This window comes from Methanocalculus sp. MC3, from assembly GCF_054767395.1.
This window is the reverse complement of the sequence record NZ_BAABMP010000002.1, coordinates 935,083-957,845: the sequence shown is the minus strand read 5'-3', so window position 1 is coordinate 957,845 and position 22,763 is coordinate 935,083. Positions and strand designations below refer to the sequence as shown.

The 22,763-nt window shown below is 55.0% G+C and carries 25 protein-coding genes and 2 tRNA genes; 14 read left to right on the top strand and 13 right to left on the bottom strand.

The window, feature by feature from the left end:
- The first annotated feature begins 80 nt into the window (after positions 1–80).
- The 8 genes from ppk1 (ACYUBO_RS08420) (at position 81) to ACYUBO_RS08385 (ending at position 11,329) form a co-directional block, all read left to right on the top strand.
- The gene (ppk1, locus tag ACYUBO_RS08420) at positions 81–2,198 is read left to right on the top strand and encodes a polyphosphate kinase 1 (RefSeq protein ID WP_460373530.1); all 2,118 of its coding nucleotides are present in this window, start codon (positions 81–83) and stop codon (positions 2,196–2,198) included.
- Positions 2,188–4,284: a polyphosphate kinase 1 gene (gene ppk1 / locus ACYUBO_RS08415; RefSeq protein ID WP_460373528.1), complete on the top strand. Its 2,097-nt coding sequence runs from the start codon at positions 2,188–2,190 to the stop codon at positions 4,282–4,284. The genes ppk1 (ACYUBO_RS08420) and ppk1 (ACYUBO_RS08415) overlap by 11 nt, the downstream gene beginning before the upstream one ends.
- Complete coding sequence (locus ACYUBO_RS08410) at positions 4,259–6,295, top strand: CHAD domain-containing protein (RefSeq protein ID WP_460373526.1); 2,037 nt, start codon at positions 4,259–4,261, stop codon at positions 6,293–6,295. Before ppk1 (ACYUBO_RS08415) ends, ACYUBO_RS08410 begins: the two co-directional genes overlap by 26 nt.
- Positions 6,292–7,890, top strand: coding sequence for a Ppx/GppA phosphatase family protein (locus ACYUBO_RS08405; RefSeq protein WP_460373524.1), 1,599 nt, complete (start codon positions 6,292–6,294; stop codon positions 7,888–7,890). Before ACYUBO_RS08410 ends, ACYUBO_RS08405 begins: the two co-directional genes overlap by 4 nt.
- Positions 7,891–8,062: 172 nt before the next feature.
- Positions 8,063–8,169 (top strand) — tRNA-Tyr (locus ACYUBO_RS08400).
- Positions 8,170–8,183: 14 nt separating this feature from the next.
- Positions 8,184–8,256: transfer RNA gene (locus tag ACYUBO_RS08395), tRNA-Asp, on the top strand.
- A gap of 59 nt (positions 8,257–8,315) precedes the next feature.
- Positions 8,316–9,872 carry a 2-isopropylmalate synthase gene (locus ACYUBO_RS08390; RefSeq protein WP_460373609.1) on the top strand — a complete coding sequence of 519 codons (1,557 nt, stop codon included), beginning with the start codon at positions 8,316–8,318 and terminating at the stop codon, positions 9,870–9,872.
- Between the two features lie 32 nt (positions 9,873–9,904).
- Positions 9,905–11,329: an aldehyde dehydrogenase family protein gene (locus ACYUBO_RS08385; RefSeq protein WP_460373522.1), complete on the top strand. Its 1,425-nt coding sequence runs from the start codon at positions 9,905–9,907 to the stop codon at positions 11,327–11,329.
- Here the strand turns inward: ACYUBO_RS08385 and ACYUBO_RS08380 are convergent, their stop codons facing one another.
- The 12 genes from ACYUBO_RS08380 to ACYUBO_RS08325 form a co-directional block, all read right to left on the bottom strand.
- Positions 11,330–11,695 (bottom strand): prefoldin subunit beta, encoded by a 366-nt coding sequence (locus ACYUBO_RS08380; RefSeq protein WP_300332955.1) that lies wholly within the window; start codon positions 11,693–11,695, stop codon positions 11,330–11,332.
- Positions 11,682–11,930 (bottom strand): KEOPS complex subunit Pcc1, encoded by a 249-nt coding sequence (locus ACYUBO_RS08375; protein WP_460373520.1) that lies wholly within the window; start codon positions 11,928–11,930, stop codon positions 11,682–11,684. Before ACYUBO_RS08375 ends, ACYUBO_RS08380 begins: the two co-directional genes overlap by 14 nt.
- A 7-nt stretch (positions 11,931–11,937) precedes the next feature.
- The gene (locus tag ACYUBO_RS08370) at positions 11,938–12,327 is read right to left on the bottom strand and encodes a hypothetical protein (protein WP_300332960.1); all 390 of its coding nucleotides are present in this window, start codon (positions 12,325–12,327) and stop codon (positions 11,938–11,940) included.
- A complete protein-coding gene (locus ACYUBO_RS08365) occupies positions 12,324–12,458 on the bottom strand; it encodes a DNA-directed RNA polymerase subunit P (RefSeq protein WP_292733310.1) in 135 nt (44 codons plus the stop codon). The genes ACYUBO_RS08370 and ACYUBO_RS08365 overlap by 4 nt, the downstream gene beginning before the upstream one ends.
- A gap of 6 nt (positions 12,459–12,464) precedes the next feature.
- The gene (locus tag ACYUBO_RS08360; RefSeq protein ID WP_460373518.1) at positions 12,465–12,755 is read right to left on the bottom strand and encodes a 50S ribosomal protein L37ae; all 291 of its coding nucleotides are present in this window, start codon (positions 12,753–12,755) and stop codon (positions 12,465–12,467) included.
- 53 nt (positions 12,756–12,808) lie between these two features.
- Entirely contained in the window at positions 12,809–13,510 is a 702-nt protein-coding gene (locus tag ACYUBO_RS08355; RefSeq protein ID WP_460373516.1) for a ribosome assembly factor SBDS, read from the bottom strand.
- 11 nt (positions 13,511–13,521) lie between these two features.
- Positions 13,522–14,247 (bottom strand): archaeal proteasome endopeptidase complex subunit alpha, encoded by a 726-nt coding sequence (psmA, locus tag ACYUBO_RS08350; protein WP_300331441.1) that lies wholly within the window; start codon positions 14,245–14,247, stop codon positions 13,522–13,524.
- Entirely contained in the window at positions 14,216–14,725 is a 510-nt protein-coding gene (locus tag ACYUBO_RS08345) for an Rpp14/Pop5 family protein (protein ID WP_460373514.1), read from the bottom strand. Before ACYUBO_RS08345 ends, psmA begins: the two co-directional genes overlap by 32 nt.
- Positions 14,722–15,357 (bottom strand): RNase P subunit p30 family protein, encoded by a 636-nt coding sequence (locus tag ACYUBO_RS08340; RefSeq protein WP_460373513.1) that lies wholly within the window; start codon positions 15,355–15,357, stop codon positions 14,722–14,724. Before ACYUBO_RS08340 ends, ACYUBO_RS08345 begins: the two co-directional genes overlap by 4 nt.
- A 15-nt stretch (positions 15,358–15,372) precedes the next feature.
- The gene (locus tag ACYUBO_RS08335) at positions 15,373–15,957 is read right to left on the bottom strand and encodes a 50S ribosomal protein L15e (protein WP_300331450.1); all 585 of its coding nucleotides are present in this window, start codon (positions 15,955–15,957) and stop codon (positions 15,373–15,375) included.
- A 103-nt stretch (positions 15,958–16,060) separates the two neighbouring features.
- Positions 16,061–16,531, bottom strand: coding sequence for a cyclic pyranopterin monophosphate synthase MoaC (moaC, locus tag ACYUBO_RS08330; RefSeq protein ID WP_300331453.1), 471 nt, complete (start codon positions 16,529–16,531; stop codon positions 16,061–16,063).
- 6 nt (positions 16,532–16,537) lie between these two features.
- Positions 16,538–17,926, bottom strand: coding sequence for an NAD(P)H-hydrate dehydratase (locus ACYUBO_RS08325; RefSeq protein WP_460373510.1), 1,389 nt, complete (start codon positions 17,924–17,926; stop codon positions 16,538–16,540).
- Positions 17,927–17,967: 41 nt separating this feature from the next.
- On the opposite strand from ACYUBO_RS08325, the gene recJ reads away from it, so the two are divergent.
- From recJ to pyrI, 6 genes are all read left to right on the top strand, one after another.
- The gene (gene recJ / locus ACYUBO_RS08320; protein ID WP_460373508.1) at positions 17,968–19,362 is read left to right on the top strand and encodes a RecJ family nuclease; all 1,395 of its coding nucleotides are present in this window, start codon (positions 17,968–17,970) and stop codon (positions 19,360–19,362) included.
- Complete coding sequence (locus tag ACYUBO_RS08315; protein WP_460373507.1) at positions 19,301–19,789, top strand: PUA domain-containing protein; 489 nt, start codon at positions 19,301–19,303, stop codon at positions 19,787–19,789. The genes recJ and ACYUBO_RS08315 overlap by 62 nt, the downstream gene beginning before the upstream one ends.
- Positions 19,786–20,151, top strand: coding sequence for a nascent polypeptide-associated complex protein (locus ACYUBO_RS08310; RefSeq protein WP_460373505.1), 366 nt, complete (start codon positions 19,786–19,788; stop codon positions 20,149–20,151). Before ACYUBO_RS08315 ends, ACYUBO_RS08310 begins: the two co-directional genes overlap by 4 nt.
- Positions 20,148–20,876: a protein-L-isoaspartate carboxylmethyltransferase gene (locus tag ACYUBO_RS08305; RefSeq protein WP_460373503.1), complete on the top strand. Its 729-nt coding sequence runs from the start codon at positions 20,148–20,150 to the stop codon at positions 20,874–20,876. Before ACYUBO_RS08310 ends, ACYUBO_RS08305 begins: the two co-directional genes overlap by 4 nt.
- A 64-nt stretch (positions 20,877–20,940) precedes the next feature.
- The gene (pyrB, locus tag ACYUBO_RS08300) at positions 20,941–21,837 is read left to right on the top strand and encodes an aspartate carbamoyltransferase (RefSeq protein ID WP_460373501.1); all 897 of its coding nucleotides are present in this window, start codon (positions 20,941–20,943) and stop codon (positions 21,835–21,837) included.
- Positions 21,834–22,298, top strand: a complete 465-nt coding sequence (pyrI, locus tag ACYUBO_RS08295; protein ID WP_300332807.1) for an aspartate carbamoyltransferase regulatory subunit — start codon at positions 21,834–21,836, stop codon at positions 22,296–22,298. The genes pyrB and pyrI overlap by 4 nt, the downstream gene beginning before the upstream one ends.
- Here pyrI and ACYUBO_RS08290 read toward each other — a convergent pair.
- Positions 22,291–22,749 (bottom strand): phosphopantetheine adenylyltransferase, encoded by a 459-nt coding sequence (locus tag ACYUBO_RS08290; protein WP_300332805.1) that lies wholly within the window; start codon positions 22,747–22,749, stop codon positions 22,291–22,293. The genes pyrI and ACYUBO_RS08290 overlap by 8 nt on opposite strands.
- Positions 22,750–22,763 lie beyond the last annotated feature (14 nt).

Below are 22,763 nucleotides of genomic sequence, written 5' to 3'. Positions count from 1 at the left end.
GATCGTATCTGGTTTTTGGCAACCAAACTCTCTATTGGGAAAAACTATCTGTATCAAACCCAATGGTAAGAGTGATCTCCATGGAGACGGATCGCACTATACAACAGGGTGTTTCAGACTCTGTACTGCTCTATACTCCGAAAGTATTCTATAACCGCGAGCTCTCGTGGATACAGTTCAACCGGCGGGTCCTTGAAGAAGCACTGGATAAAAACCACCCTCTCCTTGAGCGGGTTAAATTCCTCTCGATATTTTCAAATAACCTGGACGAATTTGTGATGATTCGGTTATCAGGCCTCTGGCGGCAGGCATCAGCTGGCGCACTCGAGCGCCCCCCTGATGGCCTCTCGGCAAAGGAGCAGATTGCCGGAATCCGATCCGAACTCCTCCCCCTGCTCAAAGAGGCGACCACCTGCTGGAAGGATCATCTCCTTCCCGAACTGAAAAGTGAAGGGATCCGGATCCAGAGGATGGATGAACTCTCCCCGGAACTGAGGAGAGCGGCACGTGAGACATTCATCAGGGAGATCTTCCCGATCGTCACCCCGATGGCTTTTGACGTATCCCATCCCTTCCCCTTCATATCGAGCCTCTCATTGAACCTTGCGGTCATCATCAATGACACAAAGCGGGGCAGGATCTTCTCACGGGTGAAGGTGCCCCGCACCCTTGGTCAGCGGTTTGTGAGGCTTCCCGGATCAGGCGATTGCGGCGGGCAGGAACACCAGTATGTTCTGCTGGAAGAATTAATCGCTGACAATCTTGATCTCCTCTATCCGGGCATGGATGTCGTTGCCTCCTACCCATTCAGGGTGACGAGAGATGCGGACTTTGAGATCGAGGAGGATGAAGCATCGGATCTCCTCAGCACCATCGAGGAGAGCGTGGAGCACCGGCGAATCGGGAGGCCTGTCCGGCTTGAGGTGGATAGCTCAATTCCGGAGTGGATCCGGGAGATGCTCGCATCCAAACTCAGGCTCAACCCCGAGCAGGTCGACACCAGCACCGGCCCGCTCGGAATGGCCGATCTGATGGAGCTTGCCGGAATCAACCTGCCCGAACTGAAAGATGCCCCGTTTCTCCCTTCGGTTCCGGAGGGGCTCAACTCCGAGAAGACGATCTTCCGCTCTATCAGGAAGCGGGACTATCTCCTCTATCACCCCTATGACAGCTTCATCCCGGTGGTGAGCTTCATCAGGCAGGCGGCACGCGACCCGGATGTCCTTGCGATCAAACAGACACTCTACCGTGTCGGGCAGAACTCTCCCATCGTCGAGGCATTGATGGAGGCACGCGAGCAGGGTAAGCAGGTGACGGTTCTTGTCGAGCTGAAGGCACGCTTTGATGAGGAGAATAATATCATCTGGGCTCGGGCACTTGAACGGGCCGGTGTACATGTGGTCTATGGGTTGATCGGCCTGAAGGTGCATGCCAAACTCTGCATGGTCGTCCGCCGGGAGTCGACCGGTCTTGTCACGTATACCCATCTTGGAACCGGCAACTACAATACCCAGACCGCACGGGTCTATACCGATCTCGGGCTCTTCACAGCTGATCCGGCAGTTGCTGCGGATGCAGCCGATCTCTTCAATGCCCTCACAGGCTACTCCGCAAAGACGGAATACCGGACTTTGCTCGTCTCACATGGGAAGATGGGACGGATGCGTGAGGATCTCATCTCCCGGATAGAGCGGGAGATTCGTATTCACCGGGCATATGGGAAGGGCTACATTGCCTTCAAATGCAATTCACTCGTGGATCCGGATCTCATTGCCGCTATCTACCGTGCATCGCAGGAAGGGGTCGCCATCCACCTCCAGGTGCGTGGCATATGCTGCCTCAGGCCGGGCATCCCCGGTTTTTCAGACAATATCACCGTCTCCTCCATTGTTGGGCGGTTCCTTGAACATACCAGGATCTATTATTTCAGAAACGGGGGTGAAGAGGAAGTGCTGATAGGATCGGCCGACCTGATGCCGCGGAATCTCAATGGCAGGGTTGAGATCCTCTATCCGATACGTGATCCTGCGATCAGGGATGCACTGGTCAAAACGATCCTTCAGATCCATCTGGGTGATTCCGTTAAGATGCGCCTGATGAACAAGGATGGCAGCTACAAACGGGTGGAGGCGGGTGCGGAACCGATCGATTCACAGGCATGGATGATCCAGCACAGAGGGATATGGCATGGCAACTGAAGAGACATTCAATCCGGATAAGCCGGAGTATTATATCAACCGGGAACTCTCATGGCTCTCCTTTAACAGGAGGGTGCTGGCAGAGGCAAATGACACAAGGCATCCTCTCCTCGAACGGGTGAAGTTCCTTGCGATCTGCGGGGCCAACCTCGATGAATTCTTTATGGTCCGGGTATCCGGGCTCCGCCACCAGGTGAAAGACGGCATATGGAAACTGCCTCCTGATGGAATCGCCCCGGCAGATCTCCTCTGGAAGATCCAGCTGGAGGTTGATGAACTCTACCGCCTTTATGAGGAGACATGGAGCGGCTCTCTCCTTCCTGCTCTCTCTGCAGCGGGTGTCTCAATCGTTTTGTTCTCTCAATTAACAGATGATGAAAAAGAGGCGATGCATGCCTACTTCCACTCGACGATCTATCCGATCCTCACCCCGATGGCAATCGATGCAGCCCGCTCCTTCCCCTTCATCTCGAACCTCTCGCTGAATCTGGCTGTTGTCCTGGGTTCAGCCGACGGGCGGCGGTACCTCGCACGGATCAAGATCCCATCCCTCACCTTCGGCAGGTTCATCCCGGTAAGCTCCCCGGGCGGGGGGCCGCCATCCCGCTTCATCCTCCTCGAAGATCTGATCGCCGGGCATCTCGGCTCCCTCTTTCCGGGAATGAGTGTTGAGGGTGCATACCGGTTCAGGGTGACACGGGATGCGGAGATCAAAGTGGTCATTGATGATGCATCCGATCTCCTGACTGCGGTTGAGGATAGTATCGAATGCAGGCGAACCGGGGTCCCGGTCCGGCTTGAAGTTGACCCGGCCACCCCCCCGCGGCTGATCCTTCTCCTCTCTGAGCGGCTCGGGCTGAAAGAGAGCGATGTCTATGGTGTCAGTGGTTTTATCGGCCATAATGATCTCTGGCAGCTGCATGATCTCTCCCGCCCCGATCTCCTCGATGAACCATTTGTCCCCCATATCACCGATCCGCTGGCGCATGAAGAGGATATCTTCGATCTGGTACGATCCCGGGATACCCTCTTCTATCACCCCTACGACAGCTTCATCCCGATCGTCCGGCTCTTCAGGCAGGCGGCAATCGATCCGGATGTCCTTGCGATCAAGATCACATTGTACCGGATCGATAAGAAATCCCCGATCGTCGATGCCCTGATGAAAGCCCGCCAGCATGGGAAACAGGTGACTGTGGTTCTGGAACTAAAGGCAAAGTTCGATGAACTGAACAATATCACCTGGGCGCGGGCTCTCGAACAGGAAGGGGTGCATGTCGTGTATGGGCATGAGCGGCTGAAGGTTCATGCCAAGGTGGCGATGATCGTCAGGCGTGAAGCAGATGGTATCTATCGCTATGTGCACTTAAGTTCAGGAAACTACAACACCGTCACCACCCGTATCTACGGCGATATCGGATATATGACCGCCGATCCAGATATCGGGGCAGATGCAACCGAGCTCTTCAACCACCTGACCGGCTATGTGGAGCGGCAGGAGTACCGGAAGCTTCTCGTTGCACCGATCAACCTCAGGCAGGGGATCCTGAAACGGATTGAGCGGGAGATCGAGCACCAGAGAGCGAACCAGAACGGCTATATCGCACTGAAGCTGAACGGGCTCCTTGACCCTGAGATCATATCGGCGCTGTACCGGGCATCACATGAAGGTGTGAGAATGGATCTGAATGTCCGCGGACTCTGTGCGCTTCGCCCCGGTATTACAGGCGTATCCGAGACGATCAAAGTCACCTCAATAGTCGGGCGTTTCCTTGAACATGCCCGCATCTACCACTTCCACAACGGTGGTGATGATGAGGTGCTCCTCGGATCATCAGATATGATGCAGCGGAACCTCAGGCGGAGGGTTGAGGTGCTCTTTCCGGTGCGGGATCCGGCGATCCGCTCCGCTCTTATCAGGATCATGAGGGTGCATCTTTCAGATAACCAGAAATCGTGGCGCCTCAATGCCGATGGCAGCTATGACAGGATTCAACAGGAGAATACTGAGACAGCCTGTCATTCACAGGACTGGCTGATTACAAACAGGGGTGCCTGGCATGGGTGGAAAGAAAGAGAAGAATGATGAGGGCTTCTGTCTCTTTGGGGCAGAAACTCTCAGAAAGCTCACCGAGGATCTTGTTGCTGAGGCAGATGGTGTACGGCATTCTGATGATATCGAGTATATCCACCGGATGAGGGTGGCATCGCGGCGCATCCGTGCGGCTCTCCCCCTCTTTGCACCCTGCTTCTCTGAAGCGATGTATAAAAATACCTACAAAGGTGTCCGCTCCATCACCCGCTCGCTTGGGGCGGCTCGGGATCTCGATGTCCAGATCGATTTTCTCCAGTCATACCTGGATTCTCTCCCTGATGAGCGCCCTCCGGTATGGTATGCAGGCTTCCTGCCACCGGCAGAGGATCGGACCGTCCTTGTGAGAACCGATGCTCCTCCTGCCGGGGTTCCTGCCCTGCCCCCGTCACCGGGCATCCGCATACGGATGCGGGAACTCCTCTGGAAGATACGGGTCTATATCACCGGCAGGGTTGCCCTCCCTGCTCCGCGTGAAGATACGGCCTTCCAGCCGCTCATCAGGCCCGGTATCGAATGCCTGCTTCTCAGGTGGAACGGAAAGCGGGCAGCGCTCCATCATGAGGTCGTTTCATCGGTGGATGCCTTTGAATCGTCAGATGTTGCAGACGATCTCCTGGACTGGTGCCGGGATCAGATCGTCTCCGGACGGCTCCACGACACCGATATACACAGCAGGTTTACCTATGAAGCTGCCTATCGTGCGATCAGCAGGCGGATTGAGGAACTGATCTCATTTGAGCGATATATTCCTGATCCATCCAGGATCGCAGAACATCATGAGATGCGTATCGCAGCAAAACGGCTTCGGTATACGATGGAGATCTTCTCTGATCTCTACCAGGACGGCCTGAAAAAACCGATTCAGGTTGTTAAAAAGCTCCAGGATCTCCTCGGGGATATGCATGACTGTGATGTCTGGCTGGATGTCCTTCCCGGCTTTATGGAAGAGGAGGAGGCACGTGTTGCGTCGTTCTTCGGACACACCGGATTTATGAGGTTCATAAGGCCCGGCCTGCTGCATCTCGCAGAGGACCGCCGATCACGGCGGAAAGAGTTGTACGGACTCTTCTCCCTTCACTGGAAGGGGATGAAGGAGGATAACCTGATCGAGGATATCAGGCAGAAGGTTGTTGAGCCTCTTGTCAATGGCGGGATGGGGCTCTACCGGATGCCCGGAGGAACCCCGGTCCGGGTTGCATTGATCGGGGATATCCATGCAAATCTGCCAGCGCTCGAAGCGGTTATTGCTGATGCTGAACAGAGGGGTGCAACGCATATCATTCATCTCGGGGATCTAATCGGTTTTGGGCCGTATCCGGAAGAGACGATCCGGATTATCGGGGAGAAGAAGATCACCGGGATTACAGGCAATATCGATACCGGGATCCTTTCACTGACAAAAAAGGATTGCAAAAAGAAGGCTCTCCGGGGTGATGAGAAGATGCAGTCGCTCTGCTGGACAGATACAAAGCTGTCAAAAAAGAGCCGGAGCTATCTTCTCTCACTCCCACGGGAGATCAGAACACGTATCGGCGATATGACCGTTCTTCTCACTCATGGAACTCCGGGTTCCATGACAGGGCGGATCGACCCTCATACGCCTGATACAGAGCTTCTGGAGTATGCAAAGGCAACGGGTGTGGATGCTATCATCTCTGCCCACACGCATATACCCTTTACCCGGACGGTTTCGGACTGCCTCTTCATCAATTGCGGATCGGTCGGCCGTCCTGCTGACGGAGATCCGAGGGCATGCTACTGCCTCCTCGAAGCAGATCCCTTCTCGGTCTGCCATATCAGGATCCCCTATGACATCGAGCTGGTGGCAGGTGCAATTCAAAAGGCAGGCCTTCCACCGATCTTCTGCACCATGCTCCGGCATGGGATCACGATCGAGGAAGCCGGGCTGATCGGCCCCGGTGGCGATCCCCATGGTGGCGATGGCGGCATATCTGCTCAATGTACCGTTGATCGAACGCAGACATCTTTTGAGCCGAAATGACGGAACCGATGATTGCATCCGAAGAGATTGTCGCATTCATTGATATCGGGACAAACTCGATCCGCCTTTTGGTTGTCAGGCTGAACCAGAATGGATCGATGAGCATTCTGACGGAACAGAAGGAGGTTGCCCGTCTCGGCGAGGGATGTTTTGCCCGTGAAGAACTCTCTGAAGAGGCGATCGGCCGCGGGGTCACCATCTGCAAACTCTTCGTTGATCTCGGCCTTGCCTATGGCGTGAAGGAATTTGTCGCTGTTGCCACCTCTGCCACACGGGAGGCAAAGAATGCCGATCAGTTCCTTGAGATGCTCCTCCGGGAGGCGAATCTTGATGTCCGGGTCGTCTCGGGGAAGGAGGAGGCACGGCTGATCTACCGGGGTGTCGTCTCCGGGATTGACATCGGCACGCATCGGGCTATCTTCATCGATATCGGGGGAGGCTCAACCGAGGTGATCATCGGCAGCCAGCATGACTACCTCACTCTTGAATCATTGAAGCTCGGGTCAATCCGGCTGACCAACCAGTTCTTCCGCCCCGGTGAAGATGGCCCTGTTTCATTGAAGAAATATGCCCGGATGCAGCAGTTTGTCAGAAATGTCATCGCCCAGCCATTGACCCGGATACGGAAATTTCCCTATTCACGGGCGTTTGGGAGTTCAGGCACCATACAGAATCTGGCCGAGATCGCCTCCCGCCTCTGTCCGGGAACATCATCTCCAACCCTCCTCAGGTATGACGATCTCAGGCACACCATCGAGCGGCTCTGTTCCCTCTCCCTGGAAGAGCGGCGGAAAGTTCCGGGGATCAATTCTGATCGGGCGGATATCATCATCGGTGGCGGGGTGATCCTCGAAACAATGATGGAAGAGCTTGGAATTATCGAGATCGAGATATCGCCCCATGGCCTGCGTGAAGGACTTCTCATGGAATATCTCTCCCGGATACCCGGTTTTCCTCATGCAGAGAAGATATCGTCCAGAAAACGGAGTGTTGTCCAGCTGGGGCGATCCTGCCGGATTGATGAGCTTCACGCACTTACAATCGTCGGACTCTCTGCCCTCCTTTTTGATTCGGCTCGTGAGGCAGGTCTCCACTCATATTCTGATGCTGACAGGAATTTCCTACTTTATGCCGCATATCTCCATGATATCGGCAATTTCATCTCATTTGTGGATCATCATCTCCATTCGGCCTATATTATCAGGCATGCGGATCTCGTTGGCTTTGATGAGCATGAGGTTGGGATCATTGCAGAGATCGCCCGGTATCACCGGAAGAAAGCACCACGGAAGAAAGATCATCACTTCAGCCTCCTCGATCCGGTGGTTCAGGATCAGATCCGTATCCTCTCCCTCTTCCTCAGGATGGCCGAACACCTTGATCGGACTCATGCCGGCCGCATCCGCGATGCCCGTCTGTCAAAGGATAATAACGGGCAGATCATCCTGGATCTTGAAGCACGGGGCGATTGCATGCTTGAGGTCTGGGGTGTCCGGTCTGAGGGCCATATGATCAGGAAGGTCTTTGGAGGAGGTCTTGAAGTAAACGTCAACGAAGGGGGAGGCGACCCCCTGCGCGGAGAGCTCCCGGATTGATGCAGTGGCCTTCCTCACGCCTTCCCTGAAAATCAATTGTGCTTCAGATCTCTGCCCATTATTGGTTTTATCTCTTCATTATCAGTATTCGCTCATTCCTCTTTCAATCGGCGCGTATTTGCTGATTCGACATGTTTATATGTCATCTTAGCCTTTTTATTTAGTGCAGTTACCCGCCTTAACTCAGACTGGTAGAGTGCGCGGCTGTAGTAAGATCATCGCCTGCGGGCGAACTGCGCGGCTACCGCGATGTCCCCGGTTCGACTCCGGGAGGCGGGATCAACCCACAAAGTGCCCAGATAGTGTAGTGGCCTATCATGATGCCCTGTCACGGCATCGACTCGGATTCGAATTCCGATCTGGGCGTTCACTTTTCTTTTAAGACAATTCTGCAATAGAACTCTTTATCTCTCCATACTGCCAATATAATCGTATGCCTACGGCAAAAGCTTCTGTGGGGAATTGCTTTCTTTGTTGAAAGCAGGTCGCCCAAGAGAGTAACTGTTTTTGACACCACCCTGAGGGATGGTGAACAGACACCGGGTGTATCCTTCACCCTTGAACAGAAACTGGATATCGCACGCATCCTCTCGGAGGTTGGTGTACACGCGATCGAAGCCGGTTTTCCCGCATCTTCAGAGCAGGAGAAGGAGACCGTATCCAGAATTGCAGCTGAAGGACATTCAGCGGCAATCTGCGGGCTCTCACGGTCACGGGTCGATGATGTCAACACCTGCCTTGACTGCGATGTCGATATGGTGCATGTCTTTATTCCGACATCTGATATCCAGCGTGAGAATACCATCAAAAAGACCCGTGAAGAGGTTCTGGCAATCACAGGAGAGATTGTGGGGTATGTCCGCGATCATCTCGGCCAGTGCATGTTCTCGGCGATGGATGCGACACGAACCGATCTCCCGTACCTGATCGAGGTCTTCAGGGCTGCTGCCGATGCAGGAGCGACTGTTGTGAATGTCCCCGATACTGTCGGGGTCTATACGCCGATGAAGATACGTACCTTGATCTCTGCAATAGCAGAGGAGATCCATGTTCCAATCGACATTCACTGCCACAACGACTTCGGCCTCGCCGTTGCCAACACCACCACCGCAGTCGAGGCAGGCGCCTCGCAGGTGCAGGTGACGGTTAATGGGATCGGCGAGCGGGCAGGCAATGCGGACATCGCCCAGACGGTGATGATTCTGGAGGCAATCAACGGGATATCGACCGGGATCGAGACGACCCGCCTCGTTGAGATGTCGCGGCTCGTATCAAGGTACTCGGGTATCCCGATACTGCCGGTCCAGCCGGTGGTCGGGGATAATGCATTTGCCCACGAATCCGGGATACATTCCCATGGGATCATGGCAAACAGCCAGACCTTCGAGCCGGGGATCATGACACCCGAGATGGTCGGCCACCGCCGCCGCCTTGCCCTCGGCAAGCATGTCGGCAGGCATGCGGTGCGGCAGATGCTCTCGCTTGTCCATATCAACCCATCAGACACCGAACTGGATCTGATCGTTGATCGGATCAAGACAATATCCGCACGCGGGAGAAGGGTTACGGATCACGATCTCTATGTGATCGCAGAAGATGTGATGGATATCCAGGCGGTTGCAAAGACCGTCGAGCTCCGTGATATCGCTGTTATGAGCGGGAACCACTGCATACCGACTGCCAGTGTCCGTGCCTGTGTCCTCGGAACCGAGAAGGCCGGGAGTGCCATCGGAAACGGTCCGGTGGATGCTGCGGTGAAGGCGGTTCTGAGTGTGATGCCGATTGGTATCCAGATGAAAGACTTCAGGATCGAGGCGATCAGTGGCGGAACCGATGCAATCGGGCATGTGACGATCACGGTCGAGGATGCTGAGGGCAGAACCTATGATGCAAGCTCATCGGGGGACGATATCGTTCTGGCATCTGCTGAGGCGATGGTGAATGCAATCAACCTCATCCGGTATACGCAGACGTCACCCTGATCTTTTTTATTCTCTCCCACCTTTTTCTTCACATGGATGATCCACGACTATTCTGTGTGGGCGGAAGGTGGAAGAGCAGCCCTCTGATCTCAGATGTCATCTCTCCTTATACCGGTACAACGGTAGCGTCTGTCTGTCTCGGATCAGCAGATGATCTCCGGGATGGTGCACAGGCAGCAGCGGGAGCATTTGAAACGACCCGGAGGCTCCCCCTCCATACCCGGCGGAAGATTCTGTATGCCATAGCCGCACGTCTTGAAGAGCGGAGGGAAGAGCTTATGGCAACCCTCATCGCAGAAGGCGGAAAGGTGCGGAAGGTGGCAGATGGCGAGGTCACCCGGGCGATTGAGACGATCACGATCTCTGCCGAGGAGGCGGGAAGGGTCGATGGCACAATCCTCCCCCTTGACCGCACGCCGGCAGGTGCCGGCCATACAGGGTATCTCACACGGGTGCCGGCAGGCCCGGTACTTGCGATCACCCCCTTCAACTATCCCTTAAATCTCGCCTGCCACAAGATCGGTCCGGCGATAGCAATCGGCGCCCCGTTTCTCCTGAAACCGGCAACCGCCACACCGCTCTCATCCCTGATCCTGGCCGAGATTATCATCGCGGCAGGCTATCCTCCTGAAGCAGTCTCGGTGATCCCGGCACCTGGTGCGGTTGCTGATGAGATCATCCCTGATGACTCCTTCGGCTATCTCTCCTTCACCGGGAGTCCGGATGTCGGCTGGGCGATCAAGAACCGTGCCGGAAGAAAAGCGGTCGGGCTCGAACTCGGGGGAAATGCTGCTGTGATCGTCTGCCCGGACTCTGATCCTGATTATGCCGCAATGCGGATCGTTGCCGGCGGGTTTGCAAATGCCGGCCAGAACTGCGTCTCGGTACAGCGTGTTCTCATCCATCGGTCTATCTATTCCGGGATGGAAGAGAAGATCCTCGGGTATATCCGCCTGCTGAAGGTGGGAGATCCTGCCGATCCCACGACTGATATCGGCCCGATGATCTCAATTGAGGCAGCATCACGGGCAGAGGCGCTGATTAGGTCGGCTGTTGATTCCGGTGCCCGCCTCGTCTGCGGAGGAAGGCGTGAGGGGGCGCTCCTCTACCCGACTATGCTTGCCGATCTCGGGCTATCCCAGGATCTCTCCTGCCGGGAGCTCTTTGCCCCGGTCATTCTCCTGCATCCTTTTGATGAGGTCGATGAAGCAATCAAAATTGCAGACACCTCTGACTATGGGCTCCAGGCAGGCATCTTCACCGACTCCCTTGAGACTGTAAGGAAAGCCTTTGGGAGAATCGATGTCGGGGCGCTCCTTGTGAATGACATCCCGACATTCAGGGTCGATGAGATGCCCTATGGCGGTGTGAAGGGATCAGGCATCGGACGCGAAGGCCCTGCCTCTGCTATACGCGAGATGACAGTAGAAAAAATGTTGATTATAAATGAGAGGTGATTATGCAGCTTCCGGCATACGCCCTTCGAGTGAGCTTCTGACCTGCTGCTGAAGCTGCTCGAATTTTGTGGCGATCGCCTTCTCCTGTTTTTCAAGGGATTTGATCCGCAGCTCAAGGGTGTCGATCTTATCGGCGAGGGTTTTTGCAACATGCTCTTTTGTCTGCTGCACCATCACTGAACCGATTGTCATGAAGACCTCGGCATCGTCAGCAGTCTCTTTCAGCTCTTCCTCCGCACGCTTCGCCTCACGCACGCTCATCTCGTACTGGGATTTCTGCTGAAGAATTGTCTGCATCTGCTGCTGCATCTGCTGAAGCTGTGCGATCTGCTGCTGGACTTTCTGAGGGATATTAGGGTTTTCCATGGTTTTCTATCTCCTGCATCTCTTCTGCGATGTTTATCAGGCGGAGCCACATGTTCAACGCGGCCCGCAATGCCGGGATGTCGCCGGCGGTGACTTTCAGGGTAAGACGATCGTTCTCAAGGCTGATGGTGGCACTTGATCGTTCCCCGGTTTCGTCTGATGCTTCGGGGGCAAGTGCCTGATAGAGTATGGGTGCATGAGGGGTGACAAAGGTGAACTCCGTATCATGCATCATGACGCTCTCAATCACACCGATATTCTCGTCTCTGCCTTCCGTCGAAGGTGATTGCCCCGTCCTGGTTCTGGACCATTGTGACAGGTACATATCGGTTCAGGAGATCATAAACCGATTGGTCGCTCGTGAAGATGCCTCTTCGCATCTCTTTCTCACGGATGCCGACCGACCAGCCGGATAGCATGATCTCCCCTTTCATCTCGCCATCCACTTCGAGGCGGATAGCGATCTTCTGCTGTTGCTTCTCAATAAAAAGTATGGCGGGATCCTGTGGGGAGAGATCACGAAGCCCGGTTTTTCCCCTGTTCATATGATCGCACCCGAGTGCAAAAGCGAGATCCCGGGCAAAGGCCCGGATCTCAGGGGTCGGGCGGCGTGATGTCGTAAGGATCGTCATCTGGCCTTGAGGTCTTTTATAACTGCCCCACGCTCTTTGAAGAGGATACGGTGTCCGCAGTATGGGCAGCGGACATTCACGTCTATCTCAACCTTCCTCTTGCAGTGGGCACATTTGTATGACCCGGTCACGCCAGTCTACGCCTCCTTCTTGATGGATGCGTCGATGTTCCTGAGTGCAACCTTCAGACCGGGTGTCTGTGGCGCATATGCACCGCCTGCGAACTTGAAATTGCATTTTCTGCAGGTCCAGATACCAGTTCCTTCACGCTTCACAGAGATCGTATCACATCTGGGACAGAGGTGCTTTGCTCTCTGAATCTTTTCGATCTGATTGACGCTCTTCCTGATAAATCGACCGTAGCGCGGTCCAAAGCGTCCTGCACTACCCGAAATACGTCCCTTTGCCTTGTGTTTTCCTTTTGCCATGATTCGAATCTCCGATAGATGTCTTATTGTATTTGCTATTGATTGCTATTAAGCTACTCTATGACCCTGACCTCGGCATCCCCTTTTGAGACCCGGTTAACGAGCGAGAAGAACTCCTCCTGCATGCCTGCCGGGATCTTTGCGATGCAGATCCAGGATCCGTCTGCCTGCCACTCCTCCCTCTCCATTGTTACCATTGCAGCACCGGCAATCTCGCCATATCCGCGTGCTGCATAGTCAGGCGGGATTTTAACGGCGAACCTCTTCTCGGCGAACTTGATCGGGAGAATCGGCCTGAGCGCCTTGACGGTCTCCTTGACGAGGGCATCGACGGATTTGAAGGGGTCAAAATTGATCCTGATCTCTTCAAGTGCAAGCTCTATCCGGTGGGCGGGGTGCGGCAGATCTGTCTGGGGATTGATGGCATTTCTGGCGATATATGTGATCACCTGCCGCTTCTTCTCCTCAGATCGCGCCTTCCTCTGTTCCGAGGTGAGATGGATCTCTCCTTTCTCGATAATTGCCCGCGCAACTGTCTCGAAGTCGGTTGTCTTGAATACCTTTGTCAGGTTTTCGTCTGCTACCCTTTCTGCGTGGGCTGCATTCTCATAGACAAATCCGGCAGCAACCACATCTTCGATCTCGATCTCCTCCCCTTCACGGATCTTCTGGGCAAGGTCGGGATCGACAAGGATCTCAAACCGTTCGCCATGTGATTCAAGGCGCGCAACAACGGCGTTATCGAGGGAGATCATCGTTTTTCACCTCACTGCTCAAATGCTTCGACGCAGACTGCAACTTCTTCAGGTGCCATCTTCCTGAAGGTGCCCGCCTGAAGTGAGGCAATGCCGATCTCAACGGTGTTCACATCAAACTTTCCTTCGGTTGCGGCATGGAGTGCTTTAAGCCCAAGCAGAATCGCCTCTTTGCAGGAATGTTCGGGATTGTACTCCTCTTCAAAGACTTTCATCACTGCCGGCCTGCCGATTCCGATACCGGTTGCCTTGTACTCAAGCAGGGTGCCTGAGGGGTCAGTCTCAAAGAGATGGCATGTGCCATCTGCAATACCTGCGATCAGGAGTGCCGTTCCATAGGGGCGGGCGCCGCCGAACTGTGTGTAGGTCTGCATATGGTCACAGAGCTTCTTGGAGAGCGTCTCGACATCGATCGCCTCGTCATAGGAGACGCGGTTGATCTGTGACTCGATTCTGGCGCGATCCACAAGGGCGCGGGCATCGCCGACAAGGCCGGAGGATGCAACCCCGATATGTGCGTCAATCTGGAATATCTTCTCGATTGATGAGGGTTCGAGCAGTTTTGAGCTGACCCGCTTGTCGACGATCAGGACGACTCCCTCTTTGCATTTGATCCCGACAGCAGTTGTTCCCCGCTTCACTGCTTCACGTGCATACTCGACCTGGTAGAGGCGGCCGTCCGGACTGAAGACGGTGATCGCCCGGTCATATCCCATCTGGTTTGGTTGTGGTTGCATGAAACTTCTCCATATCGTCTTTCGTGAGATATACTAATTCCTGACCTTTCATATCTCTTCTGATAAGGTCAATCTTTCCATCGGCATACATGATGCCGCTCTGTTCCCCGGAATTGATGGTGCAGGTGATCGGATCGCCCTGCTTTTCCGGCCGTATCCTCTTTCTGAGAGCCGCAATTGTTCCCGAAGTGGCGATGGTGATGAGGCGGACCTGTGTTCCGTTGATGGATCTGATCGCGGCAATTGCGCAGCAGAGCTCCTTCTCCCGCCCCCTCCTGCATCTCACAATCAGGTACTCTCCCTCCCGCAGGATCGTGGCGGCATGCACCTCTGCGGCGATACAATCGCCATAGAGTGAGGTGACACTGTCTGCGATCGCATAATAGAGTTCCCGGATATCACAATCAGGATCGGACGGCATGATTCTGGTAAGGACATATCTCCGGTTTTCCCGGAGGGTGGGGGAGAGATGCTTCATGAAATCACCCGTGGACGGGATGTATCCAGAAAGAGATCGGGGATTGTTCCAAGAGCGGTAACCGTCTCCTCCTCTGTCATCCCAAAGAGTGAGGTCAGAAGGATCATTTCTCCGACAGTCCGCTGGCCGAGGATTGATTTTGCCCCGCTCCCGATTGCAAAGGAGAATCCAAACTTTCTCTGGAGGAGAAGGAGCTCGGCGTACCTCGCAAGCACCTTCTGCCGGGAATGCCCCTTGCAGGAGATGATCTGGCTGATATCGAGGTGCACCGCGATCCGTTTCTCTGCGGCAAGCTTTGCCGACACCTGGTCGAATGCATTCCTCTGTGATCGATGCAGATCGGTGATGAGATGGAGCCCTGGTGTCTTCAGGAGGTTCCTGTTAAAGGATGCATCGCCTGCGGCAACCCCGATGATCGCCCGCTTCTTCTGCCGGATTGCGTTTGTGACTGCCTTCATTGTGCCTTCGGTTACGATCACTCCCTGCAGAATCCGGACACCATGATATTCGCATGGGTGGTGGTTGACTGCAATGAGTGTGTCAAAACCGCATTCGCGTGCGGTCATTGCCATGCGTTGAAGTGTCGAGTCACCCTCGGGAAAGGGATGGATGAAAGCATCCGTGACCGTCATAAAAGAAAAGTGGGGTTATTTCCCCTGGTTTTTATGTGAGCGGATACTTGGACGTGTCTTTTCGGTACCGGTACCCTTGCGGCGCATGCCACGGCCTTTCATTCCGGCCGAGGTCTTGCCACGGAATACACGGTTCTTCTGGTCGCAGATCCAGTTCAGCGTCTTGTCGCTTCTGATGCCGGGGTGGCTTCGATCGACAAGGATCACTTCATAGTATTTCCTGACCCCGTCTTCTCCAACCCAGTATGAGTTCAGAACTTCCATGTTCGGGTAGCGCCGTGCAGAACGCTCTTCTGCCATCCGCTGGATGCTCTTTCCGGCGGTGGTGCGGGCCATGCCCATCCGTGCGGTTCTTCGCCCGCGGACATATCTTGACTTTCTCCGGCCACCACGGCGTACCTGGGCGCGGACAACGATGATACCCTGCTTTGCCTTGTATCCAAGGGTGCGGGCGCGGTCAATCCGCGTGGGGTGTTCGATCCGGACAACGGATCCTTCACGCCGCCATTTCTGCATGCGGTGCCAGAGGAGTTTCTTTACCTCGGTCTCGTCAGGCTTTTTCCATGCCTCACGGACATACGAATACATTGATCGTGACATTTGTCTACTCCAGGTTCGGCTTACTCGTTTGAAGCCACATTCCTTGACGGGAGGTATCCCGTGATCTTTATACTTCAACTCCTGCGAACTTAAAGGATGCTGGTTATGCAGCACTCTTCTCTTTGGAGAGGACCCTGATCCCCTCAATCCGGGTTTCCGGGTACTGCCCGGACTCATCCTTCTCAGCGGACTTTACCATATCCCAGATGGTCAGGAGTGCAACTGAGACACCGGTCAACGCTTCCATCTCGATGCCGGTCTTTCCGTAGGTCTTCACGGTGACTGTTGCCTCGATATACTCCTCAGTCTCCACAAAATCGACAGATACTCCGCCGACCGGAAGGGGATGGCACATCGGAATGATCCGGAATGTATCCTTCACTGCAAGAATTGCGGCAATCTCGGCGGTTGCAAGGACATTTCCTTTCCGTGTAGTCTTTTCAGAAATCGCCTTCAGCGTCCCGCTGCTGAGATAGATCCTCCCCTGTGCGGTTGCTTTCCTGTGAACATCGGGTTTTTCCGTGACATCGACCATCCGTACATGGTCGCCGTCGATATGGGTGAATTCAACCATACAATTTCAGTCTCCATAGAGTATCTGTGCAATGAACAGAAGAAGATCGCTTGCGATCAGCCCGTCACCAACTGACTGCGCAGCCTCCTCCCCGGCACGGCCGGTTGCATATGCGGCGACTGCTGCTGCCTCGAATGCGGGCATCCGGCAGAAGAGGGCGGCTGCGACTCCTGCCAGGATATCGCCTGTACCGCCGACCGTCATCGCCGGGACTCCCGTCCTGTTGAACCGGATCCGTCTGCCATCACTAATGATATCGGTCTCTCCCTTCAGGAGTATCGAAGCCGATTTCGGGCAGGCATCCCGGACAACTGCCGCATCCTTTTTTGGTTCTCCCGCAGGCTCTCCCTCAAATGCGCGGGCAAACTCGCCTGCATGCGGGGTATAGATCGTCTCCCCGCCCTTTGGCAGTGGGAGGCGGAGCGCATCGGCATCGATGACGGCGCGCTCTGCGGCCGCTGCCACCCTGAGGATGACATCATGGCTTTCAGCCCCAAGCCCGGGACCGATCACCACTACATCAGCTTCCCGTGCAGCGCGGATCAATTTACTGCTCTCCTCTTCTCCGATGATTCTGCCTGAGAGGGGGATATGGATCAGATCCGGGCAGTCAAGGGCGTTTGGGCTTGCCACAAAGACGATATCTGCCCCTGCACGGAGTGCGGCAAGCCCTGCAAGGTATGGCGCACCCTGGTACGGGCCGCCGCCCACCACGAGCACCTTTCCGCCATACCCCTTATGGGCATTCTCCGGCTTCTTCGGAATGGTGAGGAGGTCGCCCGGTCCCGTGAAGCACTCGGCTTCGATTGGGATTCCGATATCGGCGATGGCAGTGGCGATGCCTTTGCTTTTGTGGAATGCCAGGATCGCATCTGCGGAGATACCCGGAGTTGGGAGATCTGCTGAGAGGATATATGCGGGAGAGTCGTTTGCCAATGCAACGCAGGATCTGATCGGTTCGCGGAGGCTCCCGCCCGCTCCGGTGCCAAGCAGGCAGTCAAGGATCAGATCCGCAGATGCGAAGAGATGGGAGAGGGCATACACGTCCTCTTTACAGGATACCTCATGGAGGGAGATGCCGCATGAATGAAGTGCCCGGAGATTTACAGCGGAATTCCCTTTCCGGTCACCCGATACATAGATACAGCAGCAGTCCGTATGGCGGGCGAGATGCCGGGCAGCAACAAACCCGTCACCTCCGTTATTCCCCCTGCCGCAGAGGATCAGCACCTTTTGTGGCAATTGCTCAAGAACCTGCTCCGAAAGTGCTCTTCCCGCACTCTCCATCATCTGACGGGTGGAGACACCAAGTGCTTCTGCATTCTTCTCGATCGCCTGCATCCGGAGTATGCTGATCGGTTCTTCTTCAGCCTGTGCGGTTATCCATGATGGCATGACACACCATTCTTCTATTGGGAGATCCTAAACATTAGTGTATGGCTTTTACTGACGATCTCCTGGAGGCTTCGGAGATCATCAGATCTGCTGAATCTGTCACGATCATCTCGCATATCGATGCCGATGGCATTGCAAGCGAGGCCATTTTGAAAGAGGCGATCGAGCGGGAGAAAACCCCCTGTGAATCCGTCTTCCTCAGGCAGCTTGAACCATTGATGATGAAATGGGTTCCAAAGGACGACTCATTAAAACTCTTTGTCGATCTGGGTGCAGGGCAGCAGAACCTGATCGAAGAGCACGGGCTCTCCTATGACGAGGTGCTCATCCTCGATCACCATATCGGCCAGCCTGCAAAGATAGAATACCGGCAGGTGAACTGCCTTCCGTACGGGATTACGAAGCTCTCAGCCGCAGGGATTGCATATCTTGTGGCACGGGAGATGAATGATGCGAACCGCGATCTCGCAAAGCTTGCGGTCGTCGGAAACGTCGGCGATATGATGGCGCGTGAGGGGTGCGGGCTCATCGGCCCTGCCCGTGAGATTGCGCTTGACGGTGTGGAGGCAGGTAATGTCATGGCAATATCCCACGATCTCAACTGTTATGGCCTCTCCACGCGCCCGGTTCATATCTGTCTCAGTTACAGTGATGATCCCGTTCTGCCGGGGATCAGCAATAACCCCAATGGGGCGCAGATCTTCCTGGAACGTCTCGATATCCGGCTCCGTGATCCTGAAGGCCAGTGGCGGGTCTGGGAGGATCTCTCACCTGAAGAGAGGAGAACGATCGCCTCGGCACTCGTCGAACAGCTGGTTGCCCATGGCGAGTCGGTCGACCGGCTCTTTGGTGAATCCTATATCTTCCCTGATGAAGCCCGGAAATCACCACTCAGGAATGCTTCTGAATATGCGACGCTCCTGAATGCCTGCGGCAGGTGGACCCGCCCCGCGATCGGGAGTGCGGTCTGCCGGGGTGATCGCGGCCTTGTCTACCAGCAGGCAGAGGAGATGCTCCGCCACCACCGGAGCGTGATCCGGGAGCTCTTCCAGTATATCATCAGGACCGGGGTCACCAGAACAGAGAACTTCCAGTGGATCCACACACAGGATCAGTTCCCCGATACCATAGTCGGGATCGGGGCTGGGATGGCACTCTCAAAACTGGATCGGAGGCTTCCGATCATGGTCTTCTGCACCCTGCCCGATGATCCGGATGTGGTGAAGGTCTCGATGAGAACAGTCGATCGGGTTGTCCGATCGGGAATCGATCTCCAGGCAGCACTCTGTGAAGCGTCCGCGCTTGTGGGTGGTGCCGGTGGAGGTCATGCAATAGCAGCAGGGGCATATATCCCTGCAGGAACGGAGGAGACATTTGTCAGAAGAATTGACGAGATCCTCGCATGCCAGTCTGCGCAGGGTACGAAAAATAGCTGAATTCCAGTTTGGGCGCGGGTCAGGAGATGCACTCTTCCCCGATGAATGTACATTCCAGTACTCGACATCATCGAGGATACGGTATGTGATGCTGGGGAAGGTCAGGCTCGCGACGGTGCGGGCACAGGATGGCCGCCTCACCCTCAGTTATGACGGGGCAGCCCGCCTCCATGCATTCCTCGCGCCCCCGGCGGGGAGGGTTGTGGTGCACGAAGAGGCAGTCCCCTTTGTTTCAGCCGGAAAAACAGCAATGGCAAAACATGTGATCAGCGCAGATCCCAATATCCGCGCAGAAGATGAGGTCTTTGTCGTCTCAGAAGACGATACCCTCCTTGCAACAGGAATGGCGAACCTCTCCGGATCGGAGATGCTGGAATTTAAGTACGGCGGTGCCGTAAAAGTACGACAGGGAAGCGATAAGAGATGATGCCCGGCGGAATGAATCCACGAAAGATGAAACAGATGATGAACAAACTCGGCATGTCGATGGATCCGATCGAGGGGGTCACCCGCGTCACCATCGAAGCAGCAGATGGAAGGTACATCTTTGAAGATGCCGAGGTGGTCGCAATGACGATGCAGGGGCAGACCACCTACCAGCTGACCGGCACCCCGAGGTTTGAGGCTGCCGGGGTGATCGATTCTGCACCGGTTCAGGCCGAGATCACAGATGCTGACATCGAACTCGTTGCCATGCAGGCGAATGTCTCTCCTGATGCCGCAAAAGCTGCCCTTGTCGGGACGAACGGCGATATCGCAGAAGCGATCATGAAACTTGGCGGGCAATGATCGAAGAGGGCGATCGCGTCATCCTGGTCGGGCAGAAGCGGGAGTATTACCTCCGGGCGGGTCCCGGGAAATTCGGATCCGATGCCGGTGAGATACAGCTTGCTGATCTTGTCGGGAAGATGCCCGGCGACAGAATCGAAACCCATCTTGGGAAGGCCTTCACGATCAGGGTGCCCCGCCCCCCCGATCTCTTCACACACGGGAAGCGGAGCGGCGCCCCGATGCTCCCAAAGGATATCGGGATGGTGATCGCCTATACCGGCATGAACAGAAACGATCTCGTTCTGGATGCAGGCACAGGAAGCGGTGTTGCCGCCATATACTTCGGCGGTATTGCAAAGCAGGTTGATACCTATGAGGTACGGTCCGAATTTGCCCGCCTTGCAGAGAAGAATATCGCTGATGCGCACCTTGAGAATGTCAACGTTCACGCAGAGGATGTCCTCTCGGCAGAGGGATCTTATGATATCGTCCACCTGGATATGATGATCCAGAACGAGCATGTCGCCCATGCCCATTCCCTCCTGGTTCCGGGTGGTTTCTTTGTGACGTATACCCCCTTCTTTGAACAGACATTCTCGGTGATAGATGCCTGCAATGAGCTCTTCTCAGGCGGTGTCAACTGCTTTGAGTGTATGGAGCGGGAACTGACCCGGACTGCCCGTGGCACCCGTCCGTCAACCCGTGTGGCTCACAGCGGTTTCCTGACCATTGCCCGGAAGTGATCCCCTCGTTTTATCTGGATGGCGCATCAACAGACAGGTACAGGTCTCTTGCGGCGGAATCATTATGCGTCATATCATCTCGATAAACGAGGTTTCAACAGGGGAGATCGATGATATCCTTGATCGCGCATCTGCGATCGAAGAGGGTGACTTTGATCCCGATGCACTCAATGGAAAGATACTCGCCAATCTCTTTTTTGAACCAAGCACCCGGACACAGATGTCTTTTGTATCGGCAATGCTCCGGCTTGGCGGAAAGGTGATCAATCTCGGATCCATTGAGGCGAGCTCAATCGTCAAAGGCGAGACCCTCGCTGATACGATCCGGGTTGTCTCGGGCTATGCTGATGCGATCGTCCTCAGGCATCCAAAGGAAGGCGCGGCACGGCTTGCCTCGGAATTTTCCGATGTCCCGGTGATCAACGCCGGTGACGGTGCGGGACAGCACCCTTCACAGACTCTCCTTGATCTCTTTACCATCAGGCAGTCGATGCAGCTTGATGGAATAAATGTCGGGTTCCTTGGCGATCTCCGGTATGGGCGGACTGTACACTCCCTCGCAAGCGCCCTCTCGCGGTACGGCGTCACTATCCATACCATTACTCCTCCGGGGCTTGAACTGCCGCCAAGCCTCATCCACGATCTCCAGGACACCGGTACAAAGATCGTTGTGCATGAGCATCTGGAAGATATCATAACCGATCTCGATGTCCTCTATGTGACTCGGATACAGAGGGAGCGGTTCCCTGATCCCGGTGCCTATGCCTCAGTTGCCTCGGGATACAGGGTGACCCCGGAGATGCTTGCTGATGTGCCAGAGCGTTTCATCCTGATGCATCCGCTGCCACGTGTTGATGAGATCGATCCGCAGGTGGACAAAATGCCCTGTGCACGGTACTTCGAACAGGCGAGGAATGGTGTCCCCGTCCGGATGGCGATGCTCCAGAAGGTGTTGTTATGAAGAGAAAGCCGGAAGAGGGGCTTCTGATCAGCCCTATCCGGAACGGGACCGTGATCGATCATATCGATGGAGGCGAGGGCCTCTCTGTCCTCCGAATCCTCGGGATCGCTGGCAGGACGATTGAAGAACTCTCTGTGGCAACCAATGTCGAAAGCCGTCAGATGGGGAAGAAGGATATCGTCAAGATCGAGAACCGGGAACTCCTGAAAGAAGAGGTCGACCGGATCTCCCTGATCGCACCAAAGGCGAGTATCAATATCATCAGGGAGTATCAGGTCAAGGAGAAGATTGGTGTTGAGATCCCATCTGAGGTGATCGGGGTGATCAGATGCCCAAATCCCGGCTGCATCTCAAATGCGAATGAACCAATTCAGAGCTCTTTTGCCTGCCAGAAGAGGGGATACCGGTGCCGGTACTGCGACACCCTCATCACGCGTGATATTGCGTCGTATATCATCTGATCAGGTGGCCTTCCGGATCGATCTCTTTTCGGTAGATCCGTGTGCTTGAGACGATCTTCCCGTCATCTGCCATGATACAGCGGATCTGGTAGATATCCACTTTTCCTCTTCCCATCTCTCCCCTGAGGGAATTGATCTCCTCTGCAACAGGGAATGTCTCCTCTGAGACGACAAGAGCCTCAAAGTCCTCATTCAATGCCGATCCGAAGCGGTCGGCGAGGCACTCGACATGGTAGCCGGCAGGAAATGACATAGACTCAATCCATGCGATCAGCTCATCCCTTCTGATACTGTAGGGACGGACAGGATGGCTCTTGCGTAAAGCAAAATCATCAGAAGTGAGGCCTATTGTGACAAAGCCTTCTTTTCCGGCGATTTCAAACGATCTCCTGAGAAGGACCTTGTGGCCGATGTGGAGGGGATCAAAGGTGCCTCCTACCATAACGTTCATGCAACTACCCTTCT